Source organism: Pelagirhabdus alkalitolerans (assembly GCF_900096905.1).
Taxonomy (GTDB): domain Bacteria; phylum Bacillota; class Bacilli; order Bacillales; family Amphibacillaceae; genus Pelagirhabdus; species Pelagirhabdus alkalitolerans.
Genome location: NZ_FMYI01000001.1, coordinates 162,494 through 179,476, shown reverse-complemented (window position 1 = coordinate 179,476; position 16,983 = coordinate 162,494). Strand labels below are relative to the sequence as shown.

Below are 16,983 nucleotides of genomic sequence, written 5' to 3'. Positions count from 1 at the left end.
ATCAAAAATTCGCGCGCAAATTATTGAAAGTCGCGCGCAAAATTAAGAATTGCACACAAATTGAAGTTTTCGAACACAAATTTTAATTTTTGCACACAAATCTAAAAAAATGCACACAAATCGCGAAAAATGCACACAAATCCAAAAAATCGAACACAAAAAAGACAAGGCGTCCGCTGCCTTGTCTTTTTATCATTTATTGATACATCGCTTCAATTTGTTTTTGTAGTTTTTGATCGCTCACGTATTCATCATAGCTAATTTCTTTATCAACTAATCCGTTCGGCGTGATTTCAATCAAGCGATTCGCAATACTGTTGATAAATTGATGGTCATGTGACGTAAACAAGATCGATCCTTTAAAGTTGATTAAACCATTGTTAACAGATGTAATCGACTCTAAGTCCAAGTGGTTCGTTGGCTCGTCCATAACGAGAACGTTCGCACTTGAAAGCATCATTTTCGATAGCATACATCGCACTTTTTCCCCACCAGAAAGGACACTTGCTTTTTTCAACGCTTCTTCACCGCTAAATAACATACGACCTAAAAATCCGCGCAAGAATGTTTCTGTTTCATCTTCTGGAGAATACTGACGCAACCACTCGACAAGTGTCTTATCATTTCCTTCGAAGAACTTACTGTTATCTTTCGGGAAATAAGACTGAGATGTTGTGACACCCCACGTGAATGATCCGGCGTCCGGCTCAGTCTCACCCATTAAAATATCAAAAAGAACAGTCTTCGCAATGTCATTTGGTCCAACAAAAGCTACTTTATCATTTGGCTTCAATGTAAAACTAACATTGTCTAATACTTTTTCACCATCAATCGTTTTCGTGAGCCCTTCAACACGTAATAGATCATTACCGATTTCACGCGCTGGTTTAAACGCTACATATGGATAACGTCTAGATGAAGGTTTAATATCATCTAAGGTAATGTTATCTAGCATCTTTTTACGCGATGTGGCCTGCTTTGATTTAGAGGCGTTCGCACTAAATCGCGCAATAAAGTTTTGTAGCTCTTTAATTTTTTCTTCTTTTTTCTTATTTTGATCTTGAGCCATTTTTAGCGCCAATTGACTTGACTCATACCAGAAATCATAATTTCCGACATATAACTCGATCTTGCCGTAATCAACATCAGCGATATGTGTACACACTTTATTTAAAAAGTGACGGTCGTGAGATACGACAATAACGGTATTTTCAAAATTAATAAGGAACTCTTCTAACCATTGAATTGCTTGGATATCTAAGTGGTTCGTTGGCTCATCTAATAATAAGATATCAGGCGAACCGAATAAAGCTTGTGCAAGCAATACTTTTACTTTATCGCCACCACTGATTTCTTCCATTTTTTTATCATGAAGATCTTCTGTGACACCAAGCCCTTTTAGTAAGACACTCGCATCTGACTCTGCTTCCCAACCATTTAGCTCAGCAAATTCACCTTCTAATTCAGCAGCACGCATGCCGTCCTCTTCAGTGAACTCACCCTTCGCATAAATTTCATCTTTCTCTTGCATGATTTGGTATAGGCGTTCGTGACCACGAATAACGGTATCTAAAACAGGGAACTCTTCATAAGCGAAGTGATCTTGCTTTAATACAGCTAAACGCTCATCTTTCCCAAGAGAAACATGACCTGATTGTGGCTCGACTTCACCAGATAAAACTTTTAAAAACGTTGACTTACCAGCACCATTGGCACCGATTAAGCCGTAACAGTTGCCGGCAGTGAACTTAATATTGACATCTTCGAACAATTTTTTGTCGCCGAAGCGTAAACTAACATTTGTTGCTTGTAACATAAGATTGCTTTCCTCCAAAAAATAGACATAATTAAAGCCTAGCTTAAGCTAAAAAGCGCGTGAAGTCAAACATTATTGGTTGGGGCTGAATATTCCACCGTATATTTTGTTAAATAATGTATTTATTATTAATTTAGTGCAAGAAAATTATTACATAGGAGAATAATTAAGTTTTAATTTTCAGAAAAGTTAATCAAAATTAATAAAAATGGTTTACAAAAATAAAATAAAATTGTAAACTATAATCAAATTTACTGATTGGAGTGAAATAAATGAAAAATTCATTTTTTGAAAAAGCGCAACAGTTTGGTAAAACATTTATGTTACCTATTGCTGTTTTACCAGCAGCTGGTTTGTTGTTAGGGATTGGTGGCGCTTTCAGTAATCAGGCAACACTTGAAGCTTATTCTTTTCTTGATGTTGTATGGTTACAAGCGATCTTTACTATTATGAGTTCAGCTGGTGATGTAATTTTTGCGAATTTACCTATAATTTTCGCTGTAGGTATTGCAATTGGTCTTCCTCGTAATGATAAAGGTACAGCGGGATTAGCAGCAGTATTAGGTTTTTTAGTAATGCATGCTACGATCAATGCGGTATTAATTATCAATGACCAATTAGCAGAGTCTAATATCGCAAGTGTTGGGCAAGGAGAAGTATTAGGGATTCAATCTTTGGAAACAGGTGTGTTTGGCGGAGTTCTTGTAGGTATCATGACATATCTTTTGCATCAGAAGTTTAATAAAATTGAATTACCTAGATTTTTAGGATTCTTTGGTGGATCAAGATTTATTCCTATTATTACTTCATTTACAGCTATAATTTTAGGTGTTATTTTATTCTACGTTTGGCCCATAGTACAATCAGGTATTTTTGAGCTTGGATCTATTGTTGAAGCGACAGGTTATATCGGTACGTTGATTTATGGTTTTATTTTAAGACTTTTAGGACCTTTTGGATTGCATCATATTTTCTATCTACCTTTTTGGCAAACATCTTTAGGTGGGTCAATGGTTATTGATGGTTCATTAATAGAAGGTACACAGAATATCTTTTTTGCACAACTAGCAAATGCCGATAGTGTTGAACAATTTTTCATGGGAACAGCTCGGTTTATGTCAGGTCGTCACATCACAATGATGTTTGGTTTGTTGGGAGCTTGTTTGGCACTTTATCATACTGCAAAACCCCAAAATAAAAAGAAAGTGTTAGGCTTAGTACTCTCTGCTGGATTAACATCATTTTTAACAGGTATTACTGAGCCAATTGAATTTTCATTTTTATTCGTTGCACCCGTTCTTTATGTAGTACATGCATTTTATGATGGTTTAGCATTTATGATGGCTCACATATTTGAAGTTACAATTGGACAAACTTTTTCTGGCGGTTTCATTGATTTTATGTTATTTGGTGTGTTGCAGGGAGCTGAGAAAACAAATTGGATATATGTACCGATTGTTGGGGTTCCTTGGTTCTTTTTATATTACTTTACCTTCAAAGTTTTAATTCGAAAATTCAATTTCAAAACTCCTGGACGTGAAGATGAGTCAGAAGAAACAGTTGAATATACGAAAACAGAACGTGCAATTAAGATCATTCAGGGTCTAGGTGGTCAATCAAATATTAAAGATGTTGACAACTGTGCAACAAGATTACGAGTTAGTGTGAATAACGGTGAGAAAGTAGATAAAGAAGACCTTAAAAAGACTGGGGCACATGGCGTTGTTGTAAAGGGAAGTGGTGTCCAAGTAATCTATGGTCCTCATGTTACGAATATTAAAAGTGAAGTAGAAGAAGCAATGGAGGAAAAGTGAAATGAGTTTTTTTAATAAAATCAGAGGAACTTTTATCGTTTCGTGTCAAGCGTTAGAAAATGAACCTCTTCATTCATCTGAAATTATGTCCAAAATGGCAAAGGCAGCACAAGAGGGTGGAGCTGATGCTATAAGAGCAAATTCAGTAAAAGATATCAAAGCAATAAAGCAAGAGATAGACTTGCCTATAATTGGGATTATAAAAAGAGATTATAGTGACTCAAATATTTTTATAACAGCAACAAAGAGGGAATTAGATGAACTTTTCTCGGCTCCTGTAGATATGATTGCCTTAGATGCAACTATGAGAAAAAGGCCTAGAGGAGAATCTTTAGAGGAAATGGTTGAGTATGTTAAGAAACATAAACCTGAAATTGAATTGATGGCAGATATATCAACAATAGAGGAGGGAGTTCGAGCAGAGCAAATAGGTTTTGATTGTGTATCAACAACACTTATTGGTTATACTGACGAGACTGTAGGTAAAGCCGTTTTTGACGATGAATTCGACATTTTGAAGAAAATGAAAGAAAAATTGTCTGTTCCAATTGTTGCGGAGGGTAAATTAAATAGTCCTGAACTTGCAAAAAGTGCTTTGAATTATGGAGCCGATTATGTTGTTGTAGGGAGCGCTATTACTAGGCCGCAGTTAATAACTGCTAGATTTAAAAAATCGATTTCTGAATAAAATATGGTAAAGTTATTGAAAAAATATATTATAGAAAAAGCATCTAGGTGATTTTCATCACTTGGATGCTTTTTTAACCTAATTTGTAACGTTAAAATAATTTATCGAAAAAGTTTTATAAAGCAAACGATTTATTTATGTTTGTAAGATTTTAGAGCATTAAGTGTTTTATCATAGTTTTTACGATTGTCACCGTCTTGCATTAATAACATTGTGAGCACATCAATTACATAAAGTATTGAGAGTTGGCTATTCAATAAGTTTTTAGTCTTATAGTTTTGCATGCTATATGTGAATAAAGTTGTATCTGCATACTTTGTCATTTGAGTATGAACATAGTTTGTCATTATAAGAATTGATGCATTATTACTTTTCGCTAACTTAAGACTATCTATGATTTCTTTTGTTTCACCTGAAGAAGAGATAGCTAGGATACAGTCATCATGGTCCATAATTGAACTAGATAAAATCATACTATGAGAATCATGATACGTATTAACCATATATCCCATACGTTGGAGACGTAGTTTTAATTCTTCTCCGGATAACCCGGAACTTCCTAATCCAAAAATGTGAATTCGTTTTGCAGCCTTTAGATGTTGAATAGCTTCAAAATAAATATCAAGTGTGGAAAGTGATGAAGTGGCTTCAACAACAGATTTATACATATTATTAACAGTTTGAATCACATCATTAGACTCAGTTTCTATATCAATAGCATCCCTTAATGAAATTTTAAACTCCACAAAACTATCAGCACCAATTTTACGACTAAAACGAGTTATAGTTGCTACAGAGACCCCGGATTCATAAGCTAAGTCTTTTATATGCATATTTGCAATTTTTGTATGGTTTTTCAAAACATAATCTGCAACTTTTTTTTCAAGCTTACTGAGTGTTTGGTAATATAGTTGAATTTGATTTAGTATAGAAGACATTCGCTCCTCCTTTAGTATTTCCTTTATATATCAACGAAAGACTATATATATAGGTATTATATCGTGAATCATTAAATAGATAAAGAAAGAGATAATTTGTAAATCTAAACTTAATTAAGGATACATTAGTATCCAACTGATGAAAAAGTAGGATAGTTTGTGTAGAATAGGAAGAAAGGGGTGATCGTATGAACAAGGGGATCGGTCGCAAAATAAAGTATTTCAGAATTAAATCCGATATGACTCAAGAAGAACTTGCAAAAGATATTGTGTCGGTTTCATATTTGTCAAAAATAGAACGGAATGCAGCGGATGCAAATCCACAAGTTGTAAAGCAAATCTGTGAACGTTTAGGCATAAAGCCCGAACGCACTCAAGATAATCACATTCAAAAAGAAGTTCATCAATGGTTCAATCAACTATTAAATGGTGAGTTGATTCGAGCATATGAATCGTATCAAATGATAGAAGCTGAAATTGAATCCATTATTGATGCAGGTCTATATTGGTTAGTTGAATTACATACACTTTACTATTTCGTGTTAACAGATCGTGAGGAATTGGCCGAGCGAAAATATATATTTTTACAACAAGATATCGATAAATTTAATGAGATTGAACATTATTACTGGTTAAAATTTTCAGGTCTTTATTTCGCTGATCGCTACGAGTATTATGATGCGTTTCAATCCTTAATGCGTGCTGAGAAAATGTATCCTAAAGAGCATTTTCAAGATGAATTAGAAATCCATGACTTATATTTTCAAATTGCAAAAGTCTCAACAAATCTTTATTATACGTATCATGCACGTGTCTATATTAATCGTGCTCTAACGTTTTATAAAAATACGTACCGATTGAGACGATGTGGGGAATCGCACTTAATTGTAGGCATCACGGCAAAACGGATGAACGAAATAAATGAAGCAATAGAGCATTTTCGTCTGGCAAAAAAATTATCCGAAACGATTAAAGATGACCATCTTTTAATTGATTATCACCGTGCGATGGGTGATGTGTATAGAGACATGCAGTTGAATGATGAAGCGATCGAATACTATAAACGAACTTACGAATTAACGAAGCATCATTATTCAGAGCGAGAATTACAAGCGATTATGGGACTTTGTCGTTCATATGCTCAAAAAGGAGATAATGATTCGGCCGCCTATTGGTGTGAGGTCGCTCAGCAATTAATTCAAACCGGTGAATCGTTCTCTCAATTGCTCTCATATGAAGTGAATTCCTATTATTATATTTTGCACGGATTTGACCAAGGATTTGAATCGTTAATGGTAAACGACGTCCTACCATTTTTAAAGGAAAAGCAATTACATTACACATATGCGCATTATTTAAAATTAACAGCAAACTACTACTATAATGAACGAAAATATAAAGTATCCGCTGACTATTATGCTGCAGCGAACGAGTTACTAGATGTCGTTCGAGTGGTCGATAATTATTAAGTGATAACACCTTCTATCAGAGGGTGTTATTTTTTTATTAAAAAAAGATGTTTAATCTAAATTTGATACGGGAAGACTCGAGATTGGGGAAACTTTGAATTCAAACTAAATTACTCAGGAGGTTATATAGAATGACAAAAGATTTCTATCAAGCGGTGAAAGATCGCCGTTCAAACTATCAAATTACAAAGAACAAAATCCTATCAGAAGAGAAGGTACAAGAACTCGTTGAGTTTGCGGTTAAACATACACCTTATGCATTTAATGCAACAAGTGGACGTGTTGTTGTTCTCTTTAATGAAGAACACGATAAATTGTGGGAGCTAACAAAAGATCAATTAAGAAAAATTGTCCCTGAAGATGATTTCCCAAATACTGAAGCTAGAATTAACGCATTTAAAGCAGGGTACGGAACGGTCTTATTCTTCGAAGACCAAAGTGTAGTTGAAGGACTTCAAGAACAAATGCCAATCTTTAGTGACAATTTCCCTGTCTGGTCAGAACAAGCATCAGGCATGCTGCAATATGTTGTGTGGACGTCTCTAGAAGAAGCGGGACTTGCTGCGAACTTACAGCACTATAACCCGTTGATCGACGAAGATGTGAAAAAACACTGGAACACACCAGATAATTGGAAACTACGTGCGCAAATGCCATTTGGCAAACCAAAAGAAGCACCAGCGGATAAAGAGTTCGCACCACTTGATGACCGTATTAAAGTATTTAAATAATCCCAAAAACGTGATCACTCAAATTAAGTGATCACGTTTTTTATCTTAAGTTGTCGCCCATGTTGGTCGCTCAAGAGATGTTAAAAGCTCGAGTTCGCGTTTTCGGTCATCAGTATATGAACTTAGTCGCTTCAACTCATCATCAACATAACCTGGATGTGTCATCACTTCTACTGAATCAGCCTTCAATTTCCTCAGTTCTTTAAATAGATCTTCTTCCAATCCATCTTTATAAAAGCGTAGCCACAATAGATCGGTGTATAGAATATCTGTTTTTCCCTTTAAGCTTTTCACATAGCGTATGGGCACGTCATAATCTTTCGCTAGTTTTTCGATCAAATTGGTCAAAACGGGCCACCCGTGTACATGGTGATGGCTGTCTAAGTGATCGAGTGGATAGCCCCATTCTAAAAATGTATCGATTTGTAAACGCCATTCTTCTTCGATTTGAGAAAGAGTAGTTTCATCTAATGTTGTTTCGTCACGCTTGAATTTAAAATCTCCTTGTGAATCGACTAATGAGTCGCACTCATCTGACAAAGGTTTTCCAAATGTCAAAACGAGATGAACACCTAATGCTAGATTTGGATAATCTTTTGCCTTTTCAAGCGCATATTCAGTTGCCTCCGCATTCATCATCACCGTTGTCGCATTCACTAGTCCATATTCGTGCGCTTCAATAATCCCATCTGTCACGCCTTTTGTTAAACCAAAATCATCTGCGTTGAAAATAACCTTCATTCAAAAGACCTCCTATTCATCAAGTCATTTTAGTATAACGTGAAAATACAGTCGACAAAAGAACGAACGCTTTTACGCTATCAATTAAATTGTGATAAGCTTAAAGAAGCGAAAGACAGGAAGGAATGAATCAATCATGAGTAAACGCGTTATTCTTGCAGAAAAACCTTCTGTAGGTCGAGATATGGCAAAGGTATTGAATTGTACGAAAAAACAAAATGGTTATTTTGAAGGAAAAAACGATATTGTGACGTGGGGGCTGGGTCACTTAGTCACGCTCGCAGATCCTGAACATTATGATTCAAAATACAAGTCGTGGCGTTTAGAAGATCTTCCAATGCTACCGAACACCCTAAAACTTGTGGTTATGAAAACAACGAATCAACAATTTCAAGTCGTGAAAAAGCAACTCAATCGACAAGACGTTAATGAAATTGTCATCGCAACGGATGCAGGGCGTGAAGGGGAACTTGTCGCACGTTGGATTTTAGAAAAAGCACACACGAATAAACCCATCAAACGTTTATGGATTTCATCTGTTACCGATAAAGCGATTCGTGATGGCTTTAAGCAATTAAAACCAGGTAAAGATTATGAAAATCTATATCACGCAGCAGATGCACGTTCGCAAGCTGACTGGTATGTCGGTCTGAATGCTACCCGTGCACTGACAACGAAACATAATGCTCAACTATCAACAGGACGTGTACAAACACCGACGCTTGCGATGATCAAAAAAAGAGAAGATCAAATCAAGCATTTTAAACCAACACCTTTTTATCAAATTCAAGCCCAAACAAAAGGCATGACCTTAACGTGGCAAGATCAAAAAGGCCAAACACGCTTATTTGATCAAAGCAAAGCAAAAACCATTCACCAGTCATTAAAAGGAAAAATGCTAAAGATCACTGATCAAACGAAAAAAGAAAAGACAGTCTCTGCACCACCATTGTATGACTTATCAAGCTTGCAACAAGAAGCGAACAAAGCATTTGGTTTTTCAGGTAAACAAACGCTATCGCTTATGCAAAAGCTGTATGAGCGTCATAAAGTGTTAACGTATCCTAGAACGGACTCACAATATTTATCGTCAGATATTGTGCCAACGCTAAAAGACAGGTTAAAAGCTTGTGCGGTCAGTGAATATGCTCCACATGCAAAAAAGATACTGAATTCAGAGATTAAAGCCAATAAGTCATTTGTTAATGACCAGAAAGTATCAGACCACCATGCGATCATCCCAACAGAAGAACCAGTTCAACTAAGTGATCTTGATTCAAATGAGCGTAAAATATATGACCTTGTTGTGAAACGCTTTTTAGCTGTTTTATCAAAACCGCACCGTTATCAACAAGTCACCATCTCAGCAGAGGCAAACAATCACATGTTCCAGACGAAACAAACGAAAGTGATCGAAGCGGGGTGGAAATCAATTTATCAAGATGTAGATGAGGAAATGAAAAAAATTAATCTACAAAATGGTGAAACCGTTGAGGCGACATTTAAAATGAATGAATCCGAAACAACACCACCAGAGCGTCTGACAGAAGGTACATTACTAAAAGCAATGGAAAACCCAACATCATTTATGGATGATAAGGACACTCAAGTAGCGAGTACCTTAAAACGCTCAGGTGGTCTCGGTACAGTCGCAACGCGTGCGGATATAATTGATAAGCTGTTTAATACACACTACATTGAACGAAAAGGAAAGTATTTGCATACGACATCGAAAGGTCGACAAGTGTTAGACCTTGTGCCTGATGATTTGCGTTCGCCAGCGCTCACAGCAGAGTGGGAAGATAAGCTGATGCAAATCGCGAGTGGTAAGCTTAAATCAAATCAGTTCATTCAAGAGATGAAAGATTACACCAAAACAGTTGTGAATAAAATCAAACAAACAGATGCGACGTTTAAGCACGATAATGTAACGGGTACAAAATGTCCGAGTTGCGGAAAGTTAATGCTTGAAGTTAATGGTAAAAAGGGGCGTATGCTCGTTTGTCAGGACCGTGAATGCGGTGAGAAAAAACCAATCGCTAAAAAAACAAATGCACGTTGTCCTAAGTGTCATAAGCGAATGGAAATGCGAGGGACAGGAGACGCTCAGACCTTCTCATGTCAATGTGGTTACCGGGAGAAATTATCAGCTTTTCAAAAACGAAAAGAAAAAAATCAAAAACATAAAGCATCAAAACGTGATGTAAATAAATATTTAAAGAAGAATGAAAAAGAAGAAGAATTTACGAATACGGCACTAGCCGATGCATTGAAAAAATTTAAACAGTAAGTTCAATTTAAAAGGTGAGAGAACATGCAGAAATTAGTTAATGAAACAAAACAGATGAACACGATCGACTCATTAGTAGAAGATTTTCGTAACATCGGGCTAAAAGAGGGCATGACCGTTCTTGTTCATTCCTCTTTGTCCTCTATGGGCTGGACAAACGGTGGAGCCAAATCAGTCATTGATGCCTTGATTCAAGTGCTGACAGAAGAAGGGACCATCGTGATGCCGACACAAAGTGCCGATTTAAGCGATCCATCAGAATGGGAGGCGCCATCCGTTCCAGAATTATGGTGGCCATCGATTCGTCAAACGATGCCAGCTTATGATCCGAATACAACACCTACAATGGGTATGGGGACGATTGTTGACGTGTTCAGAACGTACCCGAACGTCAAAAGAAGTGCGCATCCAGCTGTATCATTTGCAGCGTGGGGCAAACATAAGGATGAGATTATTGATGATCACGCACTCGATTTCGGTTTAGGTGAACATTCGCCCTTAGCTAGGTTGTATGAGCTAGAGGCGTCGGTTTTATTGATCGGAACCACTTTTGAAACGAATACTGCCTTTCATTTAGGAGAATATCGTGTCGAATCACCGAAAATCATTAAAAAAGCAGCCCCTATTATGGAACAGGGACAAAGAAAATGGGTCGAATATGATGAGATTGAATTTCAGGAAGAGCTTTTTCCTGAAATCGGGTATCTACTTCAAGAAAACACCCCATTGATCAATAAAAAAATCGGACAAGCTGACTCATACTTATTTGCATTTAGAGATGCAGTTGACACATCAGCACACTATTTTAATCAAAAAAGGTGAAACCGGGCTTCGTGCTCTGTTTCATCTTTTTTAATAATTGGGTTTTTTTGGTAAAATGGTTAAATTTATTGCTGTGTTTGGTAAAATGTACATGTGAATACTTACATGTCTTTTTTAAAAAAAGGAGAATAAGCACGCTGTGAAAAAAGTTGTTTTTTTGATCGCTATGCCGCTCTTGTTACTAATAGGCTGTACGGATGAGAATAGGGAGTATGAACAGTTCTTATCGTCAGAAGAAGGAACCTATACACTTTTCTATGTTGAATATTTTGAAGAAAATGAAGAAAAACTTGATTATGATTATCTTCGAGAACATGACATAAGAAATACTGTTGGACCTATCACATTTGCTGACACGACAGAAGTGACAGAATCGATGCCTGATATGGATGAAATTCCTACTTATGTGTTATTTGACACAGAAGATAAGGTTTATGAAACACACAGTCGAGAAGATTTAATTGAATTCTTACAAGAAAACTAATTAAAATTTGAAATTAAATGTTGGAGCGAGATCATTCTCACCCCAACATTTTTTAGACCTCTCTATTAAAGTTATTGGATAACAGGCAATTCCATTGTCACATCATACATCTCATCATTATTAAAATCCCAATACCTGCCTTCTGTACCTAAATCCATAACGTCTACATAGTACCCCAGTTCAAATAATGTTTCCTCGTTATGTTGAAATTGAAGTTCATAGTCAGGTGAAACAAAATCCATATTGGCTGTTGACTCTGTATGTGCACGGTCTAATGTTTCGACAAGTTCTTCGATGAATGTTTGATCATCAATACGTTCGACTTTTTCAGCACTTTCCCAATCGTATATATCGATATGTGTAACAGAGTCTGAAAGGTTTAAGTTATTTTGTTGGCAACCTACTAGAAAGAGAGACATTAATAAAAGTGATACGATCGATTTAAATCTTGGCATACTCTCCATCTCCTTATTCGATTTGATTTTGTTTATTTCTCACTCTGAAATAGTAGAACCAAGCCCTCGCCACACTCACTAAGAAAATGGACATCGCAAGAGGGAATATGACCGTATTGAATTGTTCAATACGTGACAGTGAGAAATAGCCTTCTTCTAATGCTCTTGGCAACATAAAGGAAAAGAAGTTAAAAGCAAAAATTAATATAACAGGCGAATACATCCATGTATGGATTTTTGCGATACGCATAGCCTCTTGCTTTTGACTCGCCTGATCGTGATGGATGTTAGGTTTTTCTGCTTCTTTGGAATAAGATTGTCTCCAAATCGACCAGTGATGCCAAGAGAATGATGTAGTATAAATACATTCCCAACCTGCTTCACTATAAAGAGAATGCGCGCTACTGTCTGACCTGGGTTCAAACTGAACATGATAGGCGTATAATTTCGGTTCTGATTTTTCAAATTGAAATTTCAGACCACTTTTATAAACGTACGTTAAATGCCAACCTAGTTGCTCTTTTTCTTCCAACCATGATTCCAGTTTGTCTGGAGAATAAATCCAACTAAACTTATAAAAATGTCGCTTATTCGTTGATGTGTTCTTTGGTTTATCTCTAGTTTGTAGGGTGATGTCATTGTCAGTGCTTGCATTTTTTAAACGTCGCGATTCTTTCTTAAGCATAACGAGAGAATAGACGCCGATGATGATAATAACGAGTTGAACCGCAAGCACAATATACGTGACGATCCAAAACGGGCTTTCTACACGCGTTGTGTTAACGGTACCTTCGTTGAAATAAATAATCAGGCCTAAACTCGTTTGTAAGAGTAAGTTAAAAAGGATATAGATGAAAAAAATCCACCAAGCCATTTCAATTTTACTGTTTCTTGACATGAGTTGATCTCGAACCATCGATGTTTTTACATCATCTTTTTGCTTAGAATTACCGTAAACACCCCACTTTCGCTTTTGATCGATCATTTCCCAATCATCTTCTTGAAGTGCTTGAGGAAGAGTATGATGCTGAGTCCGGTCAAAAGCAATATTAAATGTTTGATGAGTTGACGGTTCTTTTATAAATGTAAATCGACTTAATTTGGGTTGAATACGGGAAAGTGTATAGCCTTCATTAGCCATTCTTTCAAGCCACTTTTCTGTACCTTGGATATGATAGCTCCAAAACGGCTTCCAAAATGTTTTTTTAATCATGCTTATTCCTCCAATGTGCAAGCGCATTTTTGTGCAGTTCCTCAAGTCGCGTCATTTCATGCTCGATCACTTCGATACCTAGTTCTGTGATTTCATAAATTTTCTTCCGTTCTTCGTTGGCATAAACAACGATTAAGTGGTCTTTAAGCATTTTCGTGATGGTTCCATAGACTGTTCCCGATCCTAAAGTTAATCGACCATCTGTCAGGTGCTCAACATATTTGACGATGCCATAACCGTGTTGCGGCTGCGCATAAAGCGTCAATAAAATATAGAAGGCTGTTTCTGACATCGGGATATATTTTTTAATCGCTTTATCAGTATGTGAGGCCATTTTCTTCCTCCTTAATGTGTCACGTTGTGATATATATCATGATATGAGTATATCACGATGTGACATAAAAGGCAATAAAAACAAATCCTATTTTTCCCACTAATCTGTTATAGGAAAACACTGAAAAATTCGACAATTAATAAGTCTTTAGGTTTAGTTAAAAAAAACTACATTAAGGACAATTTAGTGCTTTACTTTGATAAAAAACCGGAATATAATAAATATTATTCGTCAAAAAAAGACAATTTAATCAATTGTTTACTAGTCTATGATTTATTCTTCGCGGCACATAGTACTTTTGCAAACATTTTGAACTAATATTCATCTTTTTTTGTGAGTAGCTGTTTTATCTATTTAAGATCACAGAGGAGAGAAATCATGAATATTATTCAAAAAAGTAGGAAGTTTCTTAGTACCTTAAAGTTTAAATTTATGTTAAGTATGCTTTGTATTGCTCTTATTCCACTTATTTTCTTAGCATTTTTTCAAACGGGTCAGTTTAGTTCATTTTTGCAAAATAACATTGAAGACCAGCAAACAGAATTAGCTCAGCTAAATCGAAATACATTAAGTGATTGGATCGATAACAAGGTAGCCCAACTTTCAAACAATTTAGAAGCGAATCCTGAGTTTCGAGAAATGGATATGGATTATATAAATGAGATTTTATATCACCTGGAAGTTACTGATTCAGATGTAGAGCTTGCAAGCGCCGTGGATAGTGATGGAAACATTGACATTGCTGGAATTAATCTAAGCGATCGAGATTATTTTATAGAAGCCCGAGAGACCAATGAATTTGCAATAAGTGATGTTATTGAGAATGCGGAAACAGGAAATGAGCAAATTGTTGTGGCCGTTCCTGTCCTGGATCAAGATAATGATTTTAATGGGGTCATTGCTAGTTATGTTGAACTGGATGTTCTATCAGACACGATAGGTCAAATTCAAATTGCTGATACAGGATTCGGTTTTTTAATGTCGGAAGCAGGGGAGTTAATTTACCACCCTGATGAGGAAATTAGCGGTCAAAATTATAATGATCTTAATTTAAATGATGAAACGTTAAAAGCATTTGAAAATGAGATCTTAGCAAATGATACGGGACATGTAACTTACACAGATGCTTCGGGTAATGAAATGTATGCGTCATTTGCTACTGTCGATCAATCAGGATGGAGAGTTGTTGTAACCGCTCCTACTGATGAAGTTTATGCAGAAGTTGAAGCCATGACAGTTTTATCAATCATTTTTATATCAATAGCTGTTTTATTAGTCGTAATTGGATCATTTATTATCGCAAATTTACTTTCCAAACCCATCTCACAAGTCTCTAAGCACTTAAATGTACTTGCTGATGCTGATTTTACACAAGAGGTGCCTGAGAAATTGATGAGAAGAAAAGATGAAATTGGAGATTTGGTTAATGCAACAAATAAAATGCAAGCGTCATTACTTGATGTTATAAAAAGTGTATCTTATGCGACAGATCACTTGTCGAGAAATAGTGAAGGTTTAACTCAAGCTGCAAACGAAGTGACTGATGGAAGTAAACAAATTGCAACAACGATGCAGGAACTATCTTCAGGTGCAGAATCACAAGCTAACACATCTGGCACAATATCTGAATTAATGGAAGGGTTCGTTAAAAAAATTAATGAGGCAAGCCATAATACAGAGCAGATGAATAAACAATCAAATAGTATTATTGAACAAAGTGAAAAAGGGCAAGAATTAATGAGTGAATCTGTAGCTCAAATGGATAAAATCTATCAAATTGTACAAGATGCAGTAGAAAAAGTAGGCAATCTTGATCAACAATCAACAGAAATTTCAAAACTTGTTGAAGTAATCCAAGGAATTGCTGAACAAACAAATTTATTAGCATTGAATGCTGCTATTGAAGCTGCTCGTGCAGGTGAGCACGGTAAAGGATTCGCAGTTGTAGCTGATGAGGTTCGTAAGCTAGCCGAAGAAGTAACATCTTCAATTGGGAATATTACAAACATTGTGACGGGTATCCAGAAAGAATCAAGTGAAGTCATGAATTCGCTTCAAAATGGTTATCAAGTGGTGGAAAAAGGTTCTAAACAAATTTCGATTACCGGAGAGAGCTTTACAGAAATCAATCAATCTGTGAATGATATGGCGGCTATGTTTAAGAGTATATCAGCGCACTTAAATGAAATTGTTAATGATAGTGAAAAAATGAACGAATCAATTGGCGAAATTGCATCTGTTTCGCAAGAGTCAGCTGCAGGTGTCGAACAAACAGCAGCTTCCTCTGAAGAATTATTAGGATCGATGGAAGAAGTTACGAATAGTGCTGATCAATTATCTCAGCTTTCGAAAGATTTATCAGATAAAGTAAACCATTTTAAAATTTCAAAATAAACTTAATAAATTTCAACGATTATGCCCCAGAATCTTTGGTTTAAATTCAAAGTTCTGGGGCTTTTAATATATAATTTAGAATAAGATAAAGTGAATTTTACTTTTCAATAGAATACGTGTTTATTAAAAAAGAAAAGAGAGTGATCAAAATGCAATCGATACTAATCATTTATCAGTCAAAAACAGGTTTCACAAAGAAATACGTAGATTGGTTAACTAAATCCATTTCCTGCCACGTGGTACGTTTCGAAGAGATAAACAGTGTAAGCATTAATGATTATGATATCGTTATCTATGGTGCGGGTCTTCACGCTGGACGAATCAAAGGCATCAAAGCATTTAAACAAGAGGTATTAAATACGGCTAATAAACAGTTTATTGTTTTAGTAACAGGCGGAACACCGTTTCATGAAGAATTAATTTTAAATATAAAAAATAATAATTTCTCGGAAGATGAGTTGAATAATATTAAGCTGTTTTATTGTCAAAGTGGATTGAATTATAAAAAGATGGGCATGTTCGATAAATTAATAATGAAAAGCTTTAGTAAACTATTAGAATTAAAAAAAGATAAATCAGAAATAGAAAGTGGAACGAGTCAAGCTATTTCCGGGTCATATGATCACTCTAATCAGAAATATTTAAATCCACTGATTGAATATATAGATCAACTTATAGATGATTAAATGAGTGTTATTTTATAGGGAGCAAAGTATGTTCCGCAGTATAGGAAGCAGAATTTTTGCAGAATGATCTCGAACTCTCCAAAGATATATTTAAAATTAAATATTTGA

At 35.7% G+C, this 16,983-nt stretch carries 15 protein-coding genes; 9 read left to right on the top strand and 6 right to left on the bottom strand.

Annotated elements, in window-relative coordinates; genetic code table 11:
* Positions 1-196: 196 nt before the first annotated feature.
* Positions 197-1,816, bottom strand: coding sequence for an ABC-F family ATP-binding cassette domain-containing protein (locus BLR62_RS00780; protein ID WP_090791861.1), 1,620 nt, complete (start codon positions 1,814-1,816; stop codon positions 197-199).
* A 272-nt stretch (positions 1,817-2,088) separates the two neighbouring features.
* Here BLR62_RS00780 and BLR62_RS00775 point away from each other — a divergent pair, with 272 nt between their 5' ends.
* Both BLR62_RS00775 and BLR62_RS00770 read left to right on the top strand, forming a co-directional pair.
* The gene (locus BLR62_RS00775; protein WP_090791858.1) at positions 2,089-3,630 is read left to right on the top strand and encodes a PTS transporter subunit EIIC; all 1,542 of its coding nucleotides are present in this window, start codon (positions 2,089-2,091) and stop codon (positions 3,628-3,630) included.
* Between the two features lies 1 nt (position 3,631).
* Positions 3,632-4,318: an N-acetylmannosamine-6-phosphate 2-epimerase gene (locus BLR62_RS00770; RefSeq protein ID WP_090791855.1), complete on the top strand. Its 687-nt coding sequence runs from the start codon at positions 3,632-3,634 to the stop codon at positions 4,316-4,318.
* Positions 4,319-4,449: 131 nt separating this feature from the next.
* On the opposite strand, the gene BLR62_RS00765 is transcribed toward BLR62_RS00770, so the two are convergent.
* Positions 4,450-5,256 carry a MurR/RpiR family transcriptional regulator gene (locus tag BLR62_RS00765; RefSeq protein WP_090791851.1) on the bottom strand — a complete coding sequence of 269 codons (807 nt, stop codon included), beginning with the start codon at positions 5,254-5,256 and terminating at the stop codon, positions 4,450-4,452.
* A 188-nt stretch (positions 5,257-5,444) separates the two neighbouring features.
* Here BLR62_RS00765 and BLR62_RS00760 point away from each other — a divergent pair, with 188 nt between their 5' ends.
* Together BLR62_RS00760 and BLR62_RS00755 are read left to right on the top strand one after the other, a co-directional pair.
* Positions 5,445-6,725: a helix-turn-helix domain-containing protein gene (locus BLR62_RS00760; RefSeq protein ID WP_090791849.1), complete on the top strand. Its 1,281-nt coding sequence runs from the start codon at positions 5,445-5,447 to the stop codon at positions 6,723-6,725.
* A gap of 131 nt (positions 6,726-6,856) precedes the next feature.
* Positions 6,857-7,456 (top strand): nitroreductase family protein, encoded by a 600-nt coding sequence (locus BLR62_RS00755; protein WP_090791846.1) that lies wholly within the window; start codon positions 6,857-6,859, stop codon positions 7,454-7,456.
* Positions 7,457-7,501: 45 nt separating this feature from the next.
* Here BLR62_RS00755 and chbG read toward each other — a convergent pair whose 3' ends face one another.
* Positions 7,502-8,197, bottom strand: coding sequence for a chitin disaccharide deacetylase (gene chbG / locus BLR62_RS00750; RefSeq protein ID WP_090791843.1), 696 nt, complete (start codon positions 8,195-8,197; stop codon positions 7,502-7,504).
* Between the two features lie 136 nt (positions 8,198-8,333).
* On the opposite strand from chbG, the gene BLR62_RS00745 reads away from it, so the two are divergent.
* The 3 genes from BLR62_RS00745 (at position 8,334) to BLR62_RS00735 (ending at position 11,793) form a co-directional block, all read left to right on the top strand.
* Positions 8,334-10,487: a DNA topoisomerase III gene (locus BLR62_RS00745; RefSeq protein ID WP_090791841.1), complete on the top strand. Its 2,154-nt coding sequence runs from the start codon at positions 8,334-8,336 to the stop codon at positions 10,485-10,487.
* A gap of 24 nt (positions 10,488-10,511) precedes the next feature.
* A complete protein-coding gene (locus BLR62_RS00740) occupies positions 10,512-11,309 on the top strand; it encodes an AAC(3) family N-acetyltransferase (protein WP_090791838.1) in 798 nt (265 codons plus the stop codon).
* A 139-nt stretch (positions 11,310-11,448) separates the two neighbouring features.
* Positions 11,449-11,793 (top strand): hypothetical protein, encoded by a 345-nt coding sequence (locus tag BLR62_RS00735; protein WP_090791836.1) that lies wholly within the window; start codon positions 11,449-11,451, stop codon positions 11,791-11,793.
* 71 nt (positions 11,794-11,864) lie between these two features.
* On the opposite strand, the gene BLR62_RS00730 is transcribed toward BLR62_RS00735, so the two are convergent.
* From BLR62_RS00730 to BLR62_RS00720, 3 genes are read right to left on the bottom strand one after another with little or no spacing between them, the layout of a single operon-like run.
* Positions 11,865-12,248 (bottom strand): hypothetical protein, encoded by a 384-nt coding sequence (locus BLR62_RS00730; protein WP_090791834.1) that lies wholly within the window; start codon positions 12,246-12,248, stop codon positions 11,865-11,867.
* 13 nt (positions 12,249-12,261) lie between these two features.
* Complete coding sequence (locus BLR62_RS00725; RefSeq protein WP_176759173.1) at positions 12,262-13,461, bottom strand: DUF2812 domain-containing protein; 1,200 nt, start codon at positions 13,459-13,461, stop codon at positions 12,262-12,264.
* Entirely contained in the window at positions 13,454-13,795 is a 342-nt protein-coding gene (locus BLR62_RS00720; protein WP_090791829.1) for a PadR family transcriptional regulator, read from the bottom strand. The genes BLR62_RS00725 and BLR62_RS00720 overlap by 8 nt, the downstream gene beginning before the upstream one ends.
* A 378-nt stretch (positions 13,796-14,173) precedes the next feature.
* On the opposite strand from BLR62_RS00720, the gene BLR62_RS00715 reads away from it, so the two are divergent.
* Positions 14,174-16,189 (top strand): methyl-accepting chemotaxis protein, encoded by a 2,016-nt coding sequence (locus BLR62_RS00715; protein ID WP_090791827.1) that lies wholly within the window; start codon positions 14,174-14,176, stop codon positions 16,187-16,189.
* A gap of 149 nt (positions 16,190-16,338) precedes the next feature.
* A complete protein-coding gene (locus BLR62_RS00710) occupies positions 16,339-16,875 on the top strand; it encodes a flavodoxin domain-containing protein (protein WP_090791825.1) in 537 nt (178 codons plus the stop codon).
* Positions 16,876-16,983 lie beyond the last annotated feature (108 nt).